The organism is Embleya sp. NPDC005971, assembly GCF_040629175.1.
GTDB lineage: Bacteria > Actinomycetota > Actinomycetes > Streptomycetales > Streptomycetaceae > Embleya.
In genome coordinates, this window is record NZ_JBEXUX010000187.1 from 1 (window position 1) to 1,509 (window position 1,509).

Here is a 1,509-nt window from a genome sequence, read left to right on the forward strand (position 1 = left end):
CCCCGTTACCTTTTTCGTGGTCCTGAAATGGGGCTCCTGGCCTCCGGGTCCGGCATGGCTTTTGCCCCCTGTCGAACGCATGACCTGGGGGGTGGTGTCACCGGACCCGGAGCACCGTTTGACCGCTGATGAGAGGCCTGACCGCCACCCGGCCGAGCGCAACGCCCGGCCAGCGAAGGGTGGTTGGTCTGCGTAACGTGGATGCGCGCGTGCGGTGCGAAGGCATGAGGCCGGGACCGGAACGACACCCTGGGAGGGGTGCGGTGCTCGACACCGGCGACATCAAGGTCTTCCTCGGCCTGGACGTGGGCAAATCCGACCACCACGGCCACGGCCTCACGGCCGCCGGCAAGACCGTGTTCGACAAGAGGCTGCCCAACAGCGAACCCAGGCTGCGGGCCGTCTTCGACAAACTGCGTGCGAAGTTCGGGACCGTGCTGGTGATCGTCGACCAGCCCGCCTCGATCGGCGCCCTGCCGCTGACGGTGGCCCGCGACGCGGGATGCGAGGTCGCCTACCTGCCCGGCCTGGCGATGCGCCGCATCGCCGACCTCTACCCGGGCGAGGCCAAGACCGACGCCCGCGACGCCCACGTCATCGCCGACGCCGCCCGCACCATGCCCCACACCCTCCGAGTCCTGGAGGCCACCGACGAGACAACCGCGACCCTGACGGTCCTCACCGGCTTCGACCAGGACCTCGCCGCCGAGGCCACCCGCACCAGCAACCGCATCCGCGGCCTCCTCACCCAATTCCACCCCAGCCTCGAACGCGTCCTCGGACCCCGCCTGGACCACCCGGCCGTGACCCACCTCCTCGAACGACACGGCTCGCCCGCCGCCCTGCGCAAGGCCGGACGCCGCAGACTCGTGTCCCTGATACGGCCGAAGGCACCGCGCATGGCCGAACGCCTCGTGGACGACGTCTTCGACGCACTCGACGAACAGACCGTCGTCGTCCCGGGCACCACCACCCTCGACACCGTCGTGCCCTCCCTGGCCCGCTCGCTCGCCGCCGTCCACGAACAACGACGCGCCGTCGAAACGCAGATCGGCGAGCTGTTGGAGGCCCACCCTCTTTCGCAGGTCCTGACCTCGATGCCCGGAGTCGGCGTCAGGACCGCAGCCACCCTCCTCGTGACCATCGGCGACGGAACCTCGTTCCCCACCGCCGCCCACCTGGCCTCCTACGCCGGCCTCGCCCCGGCCACGAAATCCTCCGGCACGTCGATCCACGGCGAACACGCCCCCAGAACAGGCAACCGACTCCTGAAACGGGCCATGTTCCTCTCCGCGTTCGCCGCCCTGCACGACCCCGCCTCCCGCACCTACTACGACCGCTGCAGAGCTCGCGGCAAAACCCACACCCAAGCCCTCCTCCGCCTCGCCCGCCAACGCATCAACGTCCTGTTCGCCATGCTCAGAGACGGAACCTTCTACGAATCCCGACCGGCCGAACCGGTCGCAGCATGACCCGATCTCGGTTGACGAAAGACATAGAGGCACCCCC

At 69.3% G+C, this 1,509-nt stretch carries 1 protein-coding gene; it reads left to right on the plus strand.

Translation table 11 applies throughout. From position 1 onward, the window contains the following. Positions 1 to 263 precede the first annotated feature (263 nt). The gene (locus ABZ374_RS48500) at positions 264 to 1,472 is read left to right on the plus strand and encodes an IS110 family transposase (RefSeq protein WP_360325252.1); all 1,209 of its coding nucleotides are present in this window, start codon (positions 264 to 266) and stop codon (positions 1,470 to 1,472) included. Positions 1,473 to 1,509: the final 37 nt, after the last annotated feature.